This window comes from Burkholderia sp. SIMBA_051 (genome assembly GCF_046534915.1).
GTDB lineage: Bacteria > Pseudomonadota > Gammaproteobacteria > Burkholderiales > Burkholderiaceae > Burkholderia > Burkholderia ambifaria.
In genome coordinates this window covers 728,864-743,040 of sequence record NZ_JAWRXS010000002.1, presented here as the reverse complement: position 1 = coordinate 743,040, position 14,177 = coordinate 728,864, and the positions used below count along the sequence as shown (strand labels likewise).

16 protein-coding genes and 1 pseudogene are annotated in these 14,177 nt (G+C 67.9%); 12 read left to right on the top strand and 5 right to left on the bottom strand.

Annotation, left to right across the window (positions count from 1 at the left end):
* Both SB771_RS07425 and rfaE2 read left to right on the top strand, forming a co-directional pair.
* Nucleotides 1-165, top strand: a pseudogene (locus SB771_RS07425) (ferritin-like domain-containing protein); the annotation flags it as partial.
* A 165-nt stretch (nt 166-330) separates the two neighbouring features.
* On the top strand, nt 331-816 hold the full coding sequence (gene rfaE2 / locus SB771_RS07420) for a D-glycero-beta-D-manno-heptose 1-phosphate adenylyltransferase (protein WP_105787132.1): 486 nt from the start codon (nt 331-333) through the stop codon (nt 814-816).
* A 16-nt stretch (nt 817-832) separates the two neighbouring features.
* On the opposite strand, the gene SB771_RS07415 is transcribed toward rfaE2, so the two are convergent.
* From SB771_RS07415 to SB771_RS07405, 3 genes are all read right to left on the bottom strand, one after another.
* Nucleotides 833-1,075: a hypothetical protein gene (locus SB771_RS07415; protein WP_011658045.1), complete on the bottom strand. Its 243-nt coding sequence runs from the start codon at nt 1,073-1,075 to the stop codon at nt 833-835.
* 227 nt (nt 1,076-1,302) lie between these two features.
* Nucleotides 1,303-2,091: a type III pantothenate kinase gene (locus SB771_RS07410; RefSeq protein ID WP_126228593.1), complete on the bottom strand. Its 789-nt coding sequence runs from the start codon at nt 2,089-2,091 to the stop codon at nt 1,303-1,305.
* Complete coding sequence (locus SB771_RS07405; protein ID WP_165752094.1) at nt 2,088-3,008, bottom strand: biotin--[acetyl-CoA-carboxylase] ligase; 921 nt, start codon at nt 3,006-3,008, stop codon at nt 2,088-2,090. The genes SB771_RS07410 and SB771_RS07405 overlap by 4 nt, the downstream gene beginning before the upstream one ends.
* A 463-nt stretch (nt 3,009-3,471) precedes the next feature.
* Here SB771_RS07405 and SB771_RS07400 point away from each other — a divergent pair, with 463 nt between their 5' ends.
* The 4 genes from SB771_RS07400 to SB771_RS07385 all read left to right on the top strand — a co-directional run bounded on the left by SB771_RS07400 (nt 3,472) and on the right by SB771_RS07385 (nt 5,503).
* The gene (locus SB771_RS07400; protein ID WP_175662478.1) at nt 3,472-4,026 is read left to right on the top strand and encodes a hypothetical protein; all 555 of its coding nucleotides are present in this window, start codon (nt 3,472-3,474) and stop codon (nt 4,024-4,026) included.
* Nucleotides 4,016-4,690, top strand: coding sequence for a M35 family metallo-endopeptidase (locus SB771_RS07395; RefSeq protein ID WP_175662479.1), 675 nt, complete (start codon nt 4,016-4,018; stop codon nt 4,688-4,690). The genes SB771_RS07400 and SB771_RS07395 overlap by 11 nt, the downstream gene beginning before the upstream one ends.
* Before the next feature lie 82 nt (nt 4,691-4,772).
* Nucleotides 4,773-5,114, top strand: a complete 342-nt coding sequence (locus SB771_RS07390; RefSeq protein ID WP_175662480.1) for an OmpA family protein — start codon at nt 4,773-4,775, stop codon at nt 5,112-5,114.
* Entirely contained in the window at nt 5,081-5,503 is a 423-nt protein-coding gene (locus SB771_RS07385) for a hypothetical protein (protein ID WP_175662477.1), read from the top strand. Before SB771_RS07390 ends, SB771_RS07385 begins: the two co-directional genes overlap by 34 nt.
* 109 nt (nt 5,504-5,612) lie before the next feature.
* Here the strand turns inward: SB771_RS07385 and SB771_RS07380 are convergent, their stop codons facing one another.
* Nucleotides 5,613-6,455 carry a tetratricopeptide repeat protein gene (locus SB771_RS07380; RefSeq protein ID WP_175662481.1) on the bottom strand — a complete coding sequence of 281 codons (843 nt, stop codon included), beginning with the start codon at nt 6,453-6,455 and terminating at the stop codon, nt 5,613-5,615.
* Between the two features lie 14 nt (nt 6,456-6,469).
* Nucleotides 6,470-8,530, bottom strand: coding sequence for a bifunctional 2',3'-cyclic-nucleotide 2'-phosphodiesterase/3'-nucleotidase (locus SB771_RS07375; RefSeq protein WP_175662482.1), 2,061 nt, complete (start codon nt 8,528-8,530; stop codon nt 6,470-6,472).
* Nucleotides 8,531-8,822: 292 nt separating this feature from the next.
* Here SB771_RS07375 and SB771_RS07370 point away from each other — a divergent pair, with 292 nt between their 5' ends.
* The 6 genes from SB771_RS07370 to SB771_RS07345 all read left to right on the top strand — a co-directional run bounded on the left by SB771_RS07370 (nt 8,823) and on the right by SB771_RS07345 (nt 14,171).
* Nucleotides 8,823-9,947, top strand: coding sequence for an MlaE family ABC transporter permease (locus SB771_RS07370; protein WP_165752091.1), 1,125 nt, complete (start codon nt 8,823-8,825; stop codon nt 9,945-9,947).
* On the top strand, nt 9,944-10,855 hold the full coding sequence (locus tag SB771_RS07365; RefSeq protein WP_011658039.1) for an ABC transporter ATP-binding protein: 912 nt from the start codon (nt 9,944-9,946) through the stop codon (nt 10,853-10,855). The genes SB771_RS07370 and SB771_RS07365 overlap by 4 nt, the downstream gene beginning before the upstream one ends.
* Nucleotides 10,856-10,879: 24 nt before the next feature.
* A complete protein-coding gene (locus SB771_RS07360; RefSeq protein WP_012364800.1) occupies nt 10,880-11,815 on the top strand; it encodes an MlaD family protein in 936 nt (311 codons plus the stop codon).
* A gap of 89 nt (nt 11,816-11,904) precedes the next feature.
* The gene (locus SB771_RS07355; protein ID WP_126228587.1) at nt 11,905-12,528 is read left to right on the top strand and encodes an ABC-type transport auxiliary lipoprotein family protein; all 624 of its coding nucleotides are present in this window, start codon (nt 11,905-11,907) and stop codon (nt 12,526-12,528) included.
* Nucleotides 12,529-12,547: 19 nt separating this feature from the next.
* Entirely contained in the window at nt 12,548-13,699 is a 1,152-nt protein-coding gene (locus tag SB771_RS07350) for a VanZ family protein (RefSeq protein WP_175662483.1), read from the top strand.
* Between the two features lie 154 nt (nt 13,700-13,853).
* Entirely contained in the window at nt 13,854-14,171 is a 318-nt protein-coding gene (locus tag SB771_RS07345; protein ID WP_011658035.1) for a (2Fe-2S) ferredoxin domain-containing protein, read from the top strand.
* Nucleotides 14,172-14,177 lie beyond the last annotated feature (6 nt).

The window sequence follows — 14,177 nt, the reverse complement described above, 5'->3', positions numbered from 1 at the left end:
GATGGCGAGTGGGAAAAGAAGGTCGTCGACCGGATCCTGCACAACCTGTCGATCCTGTTCGAGCGCACGTTCGCGACCGCGCAGGAGCTGAACCGCTATCGCAAGGAAGTCACCGGCCGCCTGCAGTCCGAAAGCGGCCCGTCGTCGGCCGCGCAACCGGCCTGACGCCGCGCGGCGGCGCAGCCGCCGTGACGCTCCGCCGGTTGCGATCGTCGCAGTGAATTCCTGCATGAAGCCCGCCCGGCCCGCCGGCGGGCTTTTTATTATCTGGCGCCGCCGCGTCCTGTCGCGACGCGCATTGCGCGCCACTCACGCCATCCGAACTCCATCATGTCCGCTACCTTCGAACGCAAGCTGATCACCCGCGACGCCCTGGTTGCCCTGCGCGCTTCGCTGCCTTCGCCCGTCGTGTTCACGAACGGCGTGTTCGACATCCTGCACCGTGGCCACGTCACGTATCTCGCGGACGCCAAGGCGCTCGGCGCCTGCCTGATCGTCGGCGTGAACAGCGATGCGTCGGTGCGCATGCTCGGCAAGGGCGACGACCGTCCGATCAACCGCGAGGATGACCGGATGGCGCTGCTCGCGGCGCTGGAGAGCGTCGACTGGGTCGTGAAGTTCGAGGAAAAGACGCCGGTGTCGCTGATCGAGGCCGTCCGTCCGGACATTCTCGTGAAGGGCGGCGACTACGACATGGACGCGCTGCCGGAATCGGCCATCGTGCGCGGCTGGGGTGGTCGTGCGCTCGCGATTCCGTTCGCGCATGACCGCTCGACCACCGCGCTGCTGAAGAAGGTGCGCGCGCAGCAGTCCTGATGCGTACGCCGCGCCGTCAGGGCGCGGATGCCGCGAGCGGCGCCTCCGTGAGGGCCGGCGCGGCGATCGGAGCGCCGATCACGGGCTGATCGGTCGCCTGCGCGAGCGGCATCGCATGCACTGCATCGGGCCGCACCTGCCGGGACAGCACGCCCGGTTCGCGCGCGCCGGCCGCCGGCGGCGGCCCGAACACGCCGCGCACGGCCACGAACGCGAGCAGGTTCGCGAGAAAGAGAACAGCGATCAGCCAGCGCAGCATCGTCGACACTCCTCGTCGTGGTTCAGTCGTTCAACCGTTCAGTCACGCCGGCCGCATGGCAAAGGTTGCGGTTGCAGCCGGTAATCGTTCGCGACGGCCGGGCCGCGTGGGCGGCCGGCTGCCTGCATGGGCGCATACACCGGCGCCCGTTTTTCCATCCCTCCCGTGACGAAGCAACGCAGCCGGGCGTCCGTCGACGCGGTCGGTGCGATGCCGGCCGGTTTTCGTCAATCTTGCGCCGCCGCTTCCGCGGCGATCAACGCGAGCCCCGACAGGATCAGCGCGTCGTGCCGCGTATGCGGCAGCGTCAGCGCGCGCGCGACGTCGTCCGCCGCACCGCCTGCCAGCACGAGCCGCACGGGCGCCTGCCACGCATCGGCGAGATCGCGCCATGCGCGCTCGATCAGCCCGGCCTGCGCGTACAGGCAGCCCGCCGACAACGAGCGCGGCGTATCGACCTGGAACGGCTCGGCCTGCGCGCCCGCGAGCAGCCCGCTCGCGATGTCGGTGGTCAGCGTCGGCAACTGCGCGGTGTGCGTGCCGAGCGCGCGCATCATCAGCGCCCAGCCCGGCGCGATCAGCCCGCCGGTGAAGCGACCGTCCGCGCGCAGCGCTTCGAGCGTCGTCGCCGTGCCGAACGTCGCGATCAGCAGATGCTCGCCCGGAAACGCCGCACGTGCGCCGATCAAGCCGGCCCAGCGATCGCTGCCGAGCTGGTCGGGCGTCGTGTAGCCGTTCGTCACGCCGCATTGCGCGGGCCGCGAGCGGATCGTCGTGCGCGGCAGGCCCGGCCAGCGGGCGTCGAGCAACGCGTCGAGCCGTGCGGCCACGTCGGCGCCTGCGACATTCGAGATCCATGCGCCTTGCGGACGCGGCAGGGCCGACCAGTCGGGATCGGCGCCGCCGTCGCGCGTATGGCCGAACGCGCCCGTGTCGACGAGCGTGCGCCGCGCGTCGGCAAGCGCCCACTTGATCCGGCTGTTGCCGGCGTCGATCAGCAGATGCGGCTCGTTCATTGCGCTTCGCGCAGCGATACGTCGCCGGCCGCGATCGCCTGCACGCCGTCGGGCGTGTCGAGCAGCAACTGGCCGGTCGCGTCGATGCCCGTTGCGATGCCGCGCGCGCGTTCGACGCCCTGTTCGAGCAGCACGACTTCGCGTCCGGCGTACGCATGGAGTGCGTGCCAGCGCGGCAGGAACGGCGCGAGCCCGTCGGTGCCGAACTGCGCGAGGGCGGGCGTGAGCGCGTTCAGCGCGGCGGCGAGCGTATCGGTGAGGTTGGCCGATGCGCACGCGGCCGACAGCGCGGCCGGCGGCAGCCCGCTCGCGAGCGTCGCTTCGCGCGCGCGCAGCGCTTCGACCTGCGCGGCGACGGCTTCCGCGCCGCGCACGTTGATGCCGAAGCCGATCACGACGGCGGTCGCGTCGGCGGTGCTCCACACGGTTTCGATCAGGATGCCCGCGAGCTTGCCGACGATGTGCGACGTACCGTCGTCGGTGGCCGTCAGCAGCAGGTCGTTCGGCCATTTGAGGGCGACACGCGAGCGGGCGTCGAGCGGCAGCGCGGCGAGCCCTTCCGCGAGCGCGACGCCGATCGCGATGCTGAGACCGGCGAGCGCGTCGACGGGGCGCGGCACGATGCAGCCGACCGAGCACAGCAGCGCGTTGCCGGGTTGCGCGAACCACGGGCGGCCTTGCCGGCCGCGGCCGGCCGTCTGCTCGAACGCGACGCGCACGAGCGGCGCGGGCAGCGCGCTCGCGGTGCGCGGCAGCGCCTTCAGGCGCGTCGCGACGTCGGCGTTGGTCGAGCCGGTGGCGGCGACGATGTCGAGCGGCCACGCGCGCGGCGCGGCATCCAGGTGCGCCTCGAGCCGGTTGCGCGCGATGCGCGCGTCACCGGTATCGGGCGTGTCGGAGGAGGTGGGGGCGTTCATGGCGCATATTGTAGCGACAGGGCGCTAATAAAGTCGGCAGTCGGGGCGGACGTCATCTTGCTCGAAGTGCAGGGCCCGATTGACGTGCGACGCTGGGCGCTCGTTTTCTGTTGTCTGGTTGAGAAAAGCGTCATTCGGAGGAAAGTCGCCCCCACGTCCTGGTCGACCGATTGGCGAAACATAGTCGACCGATGCCTAGGATTTCGAATTCGTCAGATTGATTCTCTTATGCCGATCGCGCATTTTGGTGCGATGAGATTTGCACCATTCAGCGACGAGAGGGAATCCAGATGAATCGTGAAAAGCAATTGTCGCCGGGGCTTTCATGGGCTGCTGCCGACCGCTGGTTCGTGGCCGATCATGGCAGGGGCCTTCCAGGTAGGCGGGCAGCCGCAGAGTTTGCGGCAACCGGTGCTTTCACGGGCGGCAGGCGTTTGGTTGCGGTCAGTTCAGGTGACATCGAATGATCCGCTACTTCCTTGCCAGGGGCGATCGAGGCGGGAGTGCCACGATCACGGAAGGACTCGAATTCGTCACGTGTTCCAATCCGCCACCGCTCGTGCAGATTGCCACGCTCTATATGAAAACCTACTGCACGGCCTGCAAGCGGGAAGGGTTTATTGCGCCGGCAGGTCCGCGCTTGCCCGGCACGGCGCCCAATGGTCAGCAATGGGCGTTGAGTGGGGACATCAACGCATGCGGGTGCAGCCCGCCGCCGGTTTTCCATGCCGAGCGGAGTATGAAGATGTTTGTTGGCGACGAGTATGCGGTGGGGCCGACGGCGCGGGGAAACGATCATTCAGCTCCGCCATTCGCTGGTGAGCAATACGACGAGCAGTATGTATTGAAGAATGCAAAGAGCGGCCAGCCCTTGGCATGCGTGCCATACCGAATACATACCAGTTCCGGTCGCGTCCTCAGTGGTATGACTGATAGTACGGGCCACACACAGCGCGTTGCGACGAGCTACGCGGAGAGGCTGAGAATCGAAATAGTCGAGAACAACAATGCCTCATGACGACTACGAATACGTGACTGTGCACAGCTCAGCCATGACGAACACCACACATGGCTCCAAGGTGGAGCTCTTATTGGCAGTCGACGGCCCACCAATCTGTGAAAACATGACCGATGCGGAATTTCGGAAGAAGGTTCTGACTTTGCGTGACGATGCCGTAAAAATAATTACGCACCGAATTTACGAGCTCGATGCCTGGAAAGAACCTGCGCGGGCAAGAGTCAGGGAATGGTTCGGGATCGCCGATGAGTCCACTCGACGTGTATTGGCAGGCGGACTGGTTTCCTTGATCACGGTGATGAATGGATTGACGGCAAGAAATTTCGTTCGCTCCGATCCGGAGCTTGATCGGGCGCTGGGGTGTACACCGAATACCAAAAATCTAGCAGGTGAAGTTGCCCACGTTTGCGGTCCCGATACTGCAACGCATACGATATCGCTCAACCCAAAGTTCTGTGAACTGCCGGACACGAGTGTGGGCACGTTGTCCTCGATGCAACTTACCATCGTTCATGAATGCGCGCACTTTTTGGATACGTTTGGAGCGTTTGACTACAAGAACACCTATGGACAATTCCTCAGTCGACGTCTTGCGAAAGAAGATCCCACAATGGCAATCAGGAATGCGGACAATATTGCGTGGTATATCTTGTGCGTCGATTAGTCTTGCGGCGCTATGCGGGCCAAGTGCTGCGTTCGCTTGTAGTTTTGCGTTGCAATACGCAAGTAAGCTTGACCATGGCATCGTGAATATTTCGAATGCCGACCGGATTGCACTCGCCAGTTTGTTGGTTACCGTCCGGGGCAGTGTGGCGAACAACGGCCCCGTGGTGATCTACGGATATTCAGACGAACACGAGCGTGACGCAATTGCAATTGCCCGCGATCGAGCCAACGCTGTTCGGGCATATCTGGTTGATCTCGGTGTTTCAGAAGAGAGAATTCATACCGAATCTAAAATTTGGCGTAGCAACTCCGTTACCGCTCCGGATCAACGCAATCAGATAGAGATTGAGTTCATTCCCGCGTGTTCATCGGATGGTTGCGAGAATCCATGTGGTACGTCCGTGCCGAACCGGAAGCAATGACGGTGCGCCATGCGCATGCGGCACGTCCACAGTGGATTCTCACTTTGGGAGATCAAGTGAAGCGGTTTGCGATCACGCTTTGTGGGGCCGTTGGCGGATTGCTGCTGACCTGGTTTTATCTGTACACATACAGCCATATAAGTTGGCCGAAACTCCCAAGCACGCCGGCTCGCGGTTGCTACGAGATCGATAAGTGTCCGGTCTCATGGTGGCAGGGGGCGTTGTTTTTCGCGTACTTGCTTGGGCCTGCCGTGTTTTTCGGCGTCGTCAATGCAATGGCTTACAGGCGCTGGTCGTGCAAGAGATGGAGTGCGACGCTCGGCATCGGGACCCTACTCGCGGGCCTGTTCTACCTTGAACCCTATGTTTCGCGTTTGCTTGCGCGCTGAGGCCTTGCACTTCAGTGCCGGGCCCGGGAGGCGCCCCACGAGGATCAGCGCGCCGCCGCACCGGCATCATTTGCCGACGCGTATTCGCGCCGGCGTCGGAGCAACATCCTCAGGGCGCCACAACCGGATGCTTCAACGCATGCGCGGTCTCGATCCACTGCGCGTGGAACTCATCCGCATCGGGCTTGAGCCCAAGCTCGCCGTTGCGATACGCCATCGCGAGCGTCTGCACGGCTTCCGGCAGCTCGTGTTCCGCCGCACGCCGATACAGCGCAAGCGCGCGCGCTTCGTTGCGCGGCACGCCGCTGCCGTCGCGGTACGCGTTTGCGAGCATGAAATCCGCGGCGGGGATGTCCGCGCGCGACGCGAGCTCGAACCAGTGCGCGGCCTGCACGGGGTCGGCCGCGGTGCCGTAGCCGCTGCGATAGATCAGCCCGAGGTAGTACGCGGCGGCCGGGTCGCCCTGGCCGGCCGCTTCGCCGAGTAGCGCGCGGGCGCGCGCGTAGTCCTTCGGGATGTCGCCGCTGCCGAGCAGCAGCGCCTTGCCGAGTGCGAGCTGCGCGCGTCGCGCGGCGGGCGAGTCGGTCTTGCCGTCCGCGGCGGCGGTTTCCAGCCAGCCGCGCCCTTCGTCGCGCAGCCCCGGCTCGCGCGCATCGACGAGCGCGATGCCGAGCGCCGCCTGCGCATCGCCCGAACCACGCCGTGCGAGGGTGCGCAACTGCGCGAGCGCATGCGGCTCGATGGCCTGCGCGACCATCGCCTGCCATTCGTCGAGCTGCGCGGCGCTCGGCGCGGGGCCGGCGGCCCGCCAGCCGGTCGTCGCGACGACGGCTGCGACAGTCACGGCCGCCGCCGTGAGCAACGCGGCCGGCGGGAGTTTCGCGCGCAGCAGGCGCCGCGCGGCGGCGGTGAAGCCGGCCTCGGCCGGCCGCATCGTCCGGATCGGTTGCATCGCGGGTCTCATGGTCATTGCGTGAGGTCGATCTCGTAGATGGCGAGGTTCTTGCCCGAGCCGTCGTCGGCCGCGACCTGCGTGAGGCCGCTCAGGCCGGCTGCCGCCGCGTCGCCGAGCCGATTCGGCGCCGACGTGAACCGCACGTGCGCGACCGAGCTCGCGAGCTTCGTGAAGCGCCAGCTGCGCTGCGCGCCGTCCGCCGCGCGCGTGATCGCGCCGCGCTTCTTGATGAACGAGATCAGCACGTCGCGGTTCGCGTCGGGCGACGCGAAGATCGTCTTGCTGCCGTCGAGGCCCGGGAAGTTGCCGCCGCCGCTCGCGCGGTAGTTGTTGGTCGCGACGATGAACTGCGCGTTCGGGTCGATCGGCGCGCCCTGGTACGTCAGGTTCCTGATCCGGCTGCCGACCGGCTGCGTGACGTCGATCTCGTACGCGAGATCGGCGGACGTGAACATGTCGAAGTTGTAGCCGGGGAAGCTGCTGACGAGCGGCTGCACGGTCGCCTTGCTCGGGTCGATCGTGTTGAAGCGCTTCGCGGCCGTCTCGAGCCAGCTCTTCACGTCGCTGCCGCTCACCTTCACCGCGTACACGGTGTTCGGATACAGGTACAGGTCGGCCGCGTTGTTGATCGCGAGCGCGCCCGGCGCGACGTCGGTGTAGTCGCTGCCGCCGCCGAAGCCGCTCTTGAACGGCGCGCTGACCGACAGCACCGGCAGCGACGCGTATTGCGGCAGGTTCGCCTGCACGTAGGTCCGCACGTAGTCGGCCTGCGCCTCGTTGACGATCTGGATCGCGCCCGGATCGCCGACGTCCGCGAAGTACGAGTTCATCCGGTAGTCGGTCGAGCCGATCGGCGTCTTCACGTAGTCGATCGTTGCCTGGTGCTCGGCGGCGATCGCGGCGGAGACGGACGGGTCCGCGGCGACGTAGCTCTTGTCCGCGTTCTGGATCGGCCGCGCCTCGACGGTCGTCAGCGACTTGTCGACGCTCCACGCGTGGCCGTCGAACTTCAGGCCGAGCTTGATCACGCCGAGATGCTTGCCCCAGAAGTTGGCCATCACGGTTGGCACACCGTTGACGGTGCCCTTCGCCTTGTCGACGCCCGGCAGGTTGAACTGCGGCACGGTGCTGTTCGCGTCCGGGAACACCTGGTGCGAGTGGCCGATCAGCATCGCGTCGATGCCGGGCACCTTCGACAGCCACCAGCTGCCGTTTTCCATCGTCGGCGAATAGGCGGAGTTGTCGAGGCCGCCGTGCGAGATCGCGACGACGAGATCGGCGCCCTTCGCGCGCATCTCCGGAATGTACTTCTCCGCCGCTTCCTTCAGGCCGGTCGTATAGACCTTGCCGTCGAGCCAGCGCTTGTCCCAGTTCATGATCGCGGGCGGCGTGAAGCCGATGATGCCGACCTTCACCGGCGCGCTGACGGTCTTGCCGTCGGGCGTGACGGCCGTCACCGTGCGGGTCAGGATCGTGTACGGCGTGAACAGCGGCGCGTTGGTCTTCGCGCTGATCACGTTCGAGAGCACCTGCGGGAAGTTCGGGCCGGCGCACTTCTTCTGCTGCGCGGGGGCCGGCAGCCCGTCGACGTCGAACGTGTTGCCGGTCACCTGCGACAGGTACGGCAGCCCGTAGTTGAACTCGTGGTTGCCGATCCCGCCGCCGTCGAACTTCGCGGCGTTCATCACCTTGTAGATCGCGAGCGTCTGGTCGCAGCCGATCGGCTTGACGAGCGCCTGGTAGTCCGACAGCGCGGTGCCCTGGATGGTGTCGCCGTTGTCGAGCAGCAGCGTGTTCGGGTACTGCGCGCGCGCCTGCGCGATCAGCGTCGACACGCGCTCGAAGCCGAGCGAGTTGTCGGCGGCGAGCTTGAAATAGTCATATGACAGCACGTTGGTGTGCAGGTCGGTCGTTTCGAGCAGCGCGAGCGTGGCCGTCGTGCCGGCCGGTGCCTGGGCCTGCGACGGCGGAGCGGTGACGTCGTCGCCGCCGCAGCCGGCGAGGGCGAAGGCAAGGCTGGCGAGCGTGGCGGCGGAGCCCGCGCGGCGGCGGGAAAGCGGGGGGAGACGCATCGGTTGTCCTGTTCGGTGTTCTGTTCTATGAGTCGCGACGATGACGCGCGAAGTGCGCAACGAAATGGCGGCGCGGGCGCCGACGGCCTGATGTGCGCGCGTGAGAGTATCGAAAGGAAACATGACGGAAGAATGAAAGGCGCGCGCGGGGCAAGCCGATCCGGGCCACGCACGCCCAGGCAGGCGCCACGGGCCGGCGCGCCGGCCGGGCGCCGCGACGGCAATCCTCACGTCGCTGCGCCGGGCGGTTCGCTACAATGGCCGCTGTCATCCTTTTGCAAACAACCCGCCCTTGGACTTCGAGACTCCTCCCGGCCTGTCGGTCGACGCCGGCGGCCAGGGCCAGACGGTGCGCCTGTACGGCCAATGGACCGCGCTCGCGCTCGCGCGCAACCGTGGCGCGGTCGCGCGCCGCGTCGCGGGCATCGCGTCCGGGCGCGTGAGCGAATGGGATCTGTCCGGCATCGAACGGCTCGACCACGTCGGCGGCCAGGCGCTGTGGCGCGTGTGGGGCCGCAAGCTGCCGGACGGCGTCGCGCTGAGCCCCACGCAGCGCACGATCTTCGAGCGCATCGAGCGGCTCGACAGCCAGCGCGAGGCGCCCGAGCGCGTCGTGCACTTCGGCCCGATCACGCGCTTCGGCTTCATGCTGTTCGCGTTCGCCGAGCACCTGCAGGGCGGCATCGCGATGTTCGGCCTCGTGATCCTCGACGCGCTGTCGGTGCTGCGCCGTCCGAAGACGATGCCGTGGAAGGAAACCTCGGCGAACATCTACAGCGCCGGCGCGCAGGCGCTGCCGATCACCGCGCTGGTCGCGTTCCTGATCGGCATCGTGCTCAGCTATCTGTCCGCGCAGCAGCTGCAGACATTCGGCGCGAACCGCTACATCGTGAACATCCTCGGGCTGTCGGTGATCCGCGAGCTCGGCCCGGTGCTGTCGGCGATCCTCGTCGCGGGCCGCTCGGGCTCGGCGATCACCGCGCAGATCGGCGTGATGCGCGTGACCGAGGAGCTCGACGCGATGCGCGTGATGGGCATCCCGCACGGGCTGCGGCTGATCCTGCCGCGCGTGCTCGCGCTTGGCGTCGCGATGCCGCTGCTCGTGATGTGGACCAACATCATCGCGCTGACCGGCGGCGCGCTCGCCGCGAAATTCGTGCTCGGCATCGACATCAACTATTTCGTGCGCTCGCTGCCGGGCGTCGTGCCGATCGCGAACCTGTACATCGGCGTCGGCAAGGGCGTCGTGTTCGGCATGCTGATCGCGCTGGTCGCATGCCATTTCGGTTTCCGGATCAAGGCGAACTCGCAAAGCCTCGGTGAAGGCACGACCACGTCGGTCGTCTCGTCGATCACGGTCGTGATCCTCGCCGACGCGGTGTTCGCGATCATGTTCCAGAACGTGGGGCTCGGATGAACGCGTCGAACGACCCGGCGGCCGGTGCCGCCAGCGCCCATACGGCGGCAGCCGGAACACCGCCGGCCGCCGCGCCCGGTGACGACTTCGTGATCGAGGTGCGCAACCTGACGAAGCGCTACGGGCGCAACATCATTCACCAGAAGCTCGATTTCGACGTGCGGCGCGGCGAGATCGTGGCGATCGTCGGCGGCTCGGGGTCGGGCAAGACGACGCTCGTGCGGCAGATCCTCGGCCTCGAGCGGCCGACGTCCGGCACGATCAAGGTGTTCGGCGAGGACACGTCGAAGATCGACGACGCGAGCGCGCGGATGATGCGCACGCGCTCGGGGATGCTGTTCCAGCAGGGCGCGCTGTTCTCGTCGATGACGGTGTTCGACAACGTCGCGCAGCCGCTGCGCGAGCTCGGCCGCGTGCCGCCCGACCTGCTGCACGACATCGTGATGCTGAAGCTCGAGATGGTCGGGCTGCCGTGCAAGCACGCGTCGAAGATGCCGGCCGCGCTGTCGGGCGGGATGGTGAAGCGGGTCGGCATCGCGCGCGCGATCGCGCTGGAGCCGGAACTGCTGTTCCTCGACGAGCCGACCGCCGGCCTCGACCCGCAGGCATCCGACGAATTCGTCGAGCTGATCGCGACGCTGCACCGCACGCTCGGGCTGACGGTCGTGATGGTGACGCACGACCTCGACACGATGGTCGCGCTGTCGACGCGCGTCGCGGTGCTCGCCGACCGCAAGGTGCTGGTCGCCGCGCCGGTCGAGGAGGCCGCGAACGTCGACCATCCGTTCATCCACGAATATTTCCTGGGGCTGCGCGGGCGCCGCGCACTGCAGGCGCTGCCGCCCGAGCGGCGCGCGAAGCTGCCGAAGGCCGCCCTCGAACCGGCGCTCTCGAGCGTCGAGCTGTAACCGGCAAGGACAAGGAATCTCCTGATGGAAAACAAATCACATGCGTTCTGGGCCGGCCTGTTCACGATCGCGCTGACGCTGGCGATCGCGGGCACCGTGTTCTGGTTCAACGTCGACCGCACCGTGCGCGTGCCGTACGACCTGCTCGCGCGCACCAACGTGACGGGCCTGTTCCCCGATGCGGCCGTGCGCTTTCGCGGGCTCGACGTCGGCAAGGTGCAGTCGATCGGCTTTGACCGCACGCATCCGGGCCAGATCCGGATCCGGATTCTCGTCGACCGCGACGCGCCGATCACACAGTCGACCTACGGCAGCCTCGGCTTCCAGGGCGTGACGGGCATCGCGTTCGTGCAGCTCGAGGACACCGGCCGAGATCTGGCGCCGTTGCCGTCGTCGCCGAAGTCGATCGCGCAGATTCCGATGCGGCCGAGCCTGTTCGACCAGATCCAGGAGCGCGGCGACGTGCTGTTGCGGCAGCTCGAGCAGGCGGCGGAAAGCGCGAATGCGCTGATGTCGCCGGAGATGCGCGAGCAGTTGCGCGCGACGGCCGAAAGCCTGCAGCACGCGGCGGACGGCGCGGCGACGCTGTCGAAGCAGCTCGCGCCGGCGGTGGCCGCACTGCCGCAGACGATGCACCAGGTCGATCGCGCGATGGCATCCGCGAACACGCTGCTGCAGCCGAACGGGCCGCTCGTGTCGAACCTGAACAAGGCCGGCTCGGCCGCGGAGCAGGTCGGCGTCGCGCTGAACGACCTGAACGCGCGGGTCCAGTACGACACGCTGCCGCGTTTCAACACGCTGGCGGACAGCGTCGGCGATGCGTCGCGGCAATTGAAGGACGTCGCCGGTGAACTCGGCCGCAACCCGAGCAGTCTGTTGTTCGGTTCGCCCGGCGCCGCGCCCGGGCCCGGCGAAGCAGGCTTCGTCTGGCCGGGCAAGGGTGCGGCGGCCGGCAAATGACGCGCGGCGCCAGCCCATCGACCGCCCGGCCCGGAGCGACGCCGGGCACTGACGCCATCGAAACCGGAAACATCATGCAGGAACATGCCATGCCACGAATTCTTGATCGCGCGCTGCGTCCGGCCGCGACCACCCTCGCGATGCTGATGCTCGCGTTCGCCGCCGGCTGCGCCGGCAATGGCGCGGCGCTGTCGAACGTCCGCTACGACCTCGGGCCGGCCGCGTCGGTCGTGACGGCCGGTACGGGCCCCGCGCTGAAGGTGCTCGACGTCGCCGCGCCCGACGCGCTCGACACCGACAAGTTCGTCTACCGCCTCACGTATGCGGATGCGCAGCGCACGGCCGTCTATCGCGACAGCCGCTGGACCGCGCCGCCCGCGCAACTGCTCACGCAGCGGCTGCGCGGCGCGCTGTCGTCGCGCGGCGCGGTGCTCGAAGGCTCCGACGGCGTGCGCGCGCCGACGCTGAAGGTCGACCTGAACGAATTCGAGCAGGTGTTCGACGGGGAGTCGCAGAGTCACGGCGCGGTCACCGCGCGCGCGACGCTGATGCAGGACGGCAAGGTGCTCGGTCAGCGCACGTTCGTCGCGCGCGCGCCGTCGAGCACGCCCGATGCGGCCGGCGGCGCGCGTGCGCTCGCGGCCGCGAGCGACGAGCTCGTGTCGCAGATCGCCGCCTGGGTCGGCGTGCAGGCGTACGCGGGCAACCCGTGACGCGCAGCGTGCAGCCGCGATGAGCGCGCCGGTCACGCCGCGCGCGTCGTCGCTCGCGCGACAGGCGTTCGCCGCGTATGCGGCGCTCATCGTCTATGCGTCGCTGTATCCGTTCGACGGCTGGCTGTCGCTCGGCATCGGGCCGTTCGACTACCTGTTCGCGCCGATGCAGCGCTATGTGACCGCGTTCGACGTGGTGACCAACGTGCTCGGCTATTTGCCGTTCGGCGCACTCGGCGTGCTCGCGCTGCATCCGCGCTGGCGCGGCGTGGCCGCGACGCTGATCGTGGGCGGCCTCGGCGTGCTGCTGTCGGGGGCGATGGAGGCGCTGCAGACCTATCTGCCGATGCGCGTCGCGTCGAATCTCGACCTCGCGGCCAACGCGCTCGGCGTGCTGTTCGGCGCCGCGCTCGCGGCCCCGGCCACCGGCGCGCTGCTCGACCGCGGCGCGCTGCGCCGGTTGCGCTTCGCATGGTTCGAGACCGACGGCGCGACGCCGCTGCTGCTCGCCGCGCTGTGGCCATTCGCGATCCTGTTTCCGTCGCCGTTCCTGTTCGGCATCGGCGACTGGCCGGCCGCGTTGTGGGAGCGCGCCGACGGCTCGATGCAGGACGCGCTGCTCGCGTGGCTGCCGGCCGCGTGGCGCGTGAGCGAGTGGCCCGAGCGTGTCGACGGCTGGCTGTCCGACTCCGCGTGGGAAGCCGTGCTCGGCGGGTTGATGCTGTTCGCCGCGCTGGCGATCGCATCGCTCGCGATGCGTGCCGGCGCGCCGCGTGTGCGACTCCTGATCGCGTTCGTCGCGGCGTCGCTCGCGCTGAAGGCGGGCGCCACCTTCATGCAGTCGAGCACCGGCCTCGTCGTCGTGTGGGCGACGCCGGGCGCGCGGCTCGGTATCGAGCTCGGCTTCGCGGCGGCGCTGGTCGCGTTGCGCGTGCCGGCCACGTGGCGCGCGCTGCTCGCGGCCGCCGCGCTGCTGGCCGGCGTGGCGCTCGTCAACCTGCTGCCCGTCAACCCGTTCTTCGACTTCACGCTGTCGGGCTGGCGGCAGGGCCGCTACGTGCACTTCAACAGCATCGCGCGCTGGCTCGCGTGGATCTGGCCCTACGCGGCGCTGATCTGGCTCGGACAGCGGGTCGAGCACGCGTGGCTGCCGGGCGCGCTGCGGCGCTGATGCGCTGAGTCGGCACGCGGGGCAGGGCGGCCACGGCCCGGTCGCCGGCAGCGGCGCGCGCCGCTCGTTATAATCGTCCGCACATCCGTTGCCGCGCGCGACGGCAATCGCCCCTCTTTCCGCCCGGCACCGCGCCGGGCCGCTCGTCACCATCATGGATTCCTACTACCAGCACCACGTCTTTTTCTGCCTGAATCAGCGCGACCCGGGCGCCGAGCGTCCGAGCTGCGCGCAATGCAATGCGCAGGCCATGCAGGAATACGCGAAAAAGCGCGTGAAGGAACTCGGCCTCGCGGGGCCGGGCAAGGTCCGCATCAACAAGGCCGGCTGCCTCGACCGCTGCGAGGAAGGGCCCGTGATGGTCGTGTATCCGGAAGGCACGTGGTACACGTACGTCGACCAGGCCGACATCGACGAGATCGTCGAATCGCACCTGCGCGACGGCAAGGTCGTCGACCGCCTGAAGATCTGAGCGGGC